Origin of the sequence: Neptunomonas sp. CHC150, from assembly GCF_030397555.1 — a bacterium.
GTDB lineage: Bacteria > Pseudomonadota > Gammaproteobacteria > Pseudomonadales > Balneatricaceae > Neptunomonas > Neptunomonas phycophila.
The window spans coordinates 1-582 of the sequence record NZ_JAPNXU010000067.1 but is presented as its reverse complement, the minus strand read 5'-3'; the positions used below and the strand labels follow the sequence as shown (position 1 = coordinate 582).

Below are 582 nucleotides of genomic sequence, written 5' to 3'. Positions count from 1 at the left end.
ATCATCACACGCGCAGCTGTAAGCTTTGGCCCACATCGAGACAGCATCAATGAACTCTCGTGCCATGTCTTTGGTTGAACCAACATAGAAGACATCTTCACCGCCTGCATTAGCAGAGGCGGCAGCACTCAATGCTGAGTCTGCCGCTTCTGCCCATGTCACGCCTGTTCGTCGGCTTTTCTCTGCAATCTTTAATTGAGAGTCATCCGCTATCCAGCGCTTTTGATAAGGCAGCAATACATCATTCTTATCAAACTCGCCAGACAAGATCGCACTGCGACTTTGTGATGTGGTTTCATTTTCCATCATGCAATCCCCAAGCCTGTATAAGCGTTTAAAAACAGACCTAACAAACCCAAGAGGAAAGAGCCTAAAGCGTAATATAGACAAGCGTTTTTACTATCAGGGTAGAACTTAATTAGAAGCAACCACCAAACTGACATAAGGAAAAAGCCAATTACCACCCAATCATGATCACTCATTATGCAATCCCCAATATGCCTTTCTTAATGTCTTGAATGGTTTCAGCGGTCACGCCAGCCTGCTTCACAATGGCTTCAGTTGCATCGGCCACTTCTGCCG

Annotated in this window: 1 pseudogene; it reads right to left on the bottom strand. The window is 45.9% G+C overall.

Annotated features, from left to right (window positions below):
* Positions 1 to 309, bottom strand: a pseudogene (locus OW491_RS18210) (hypothetical protein); the annotation flags it as partial.
* Positions 310 to 582: the final 273 nt, after the last annotated feature.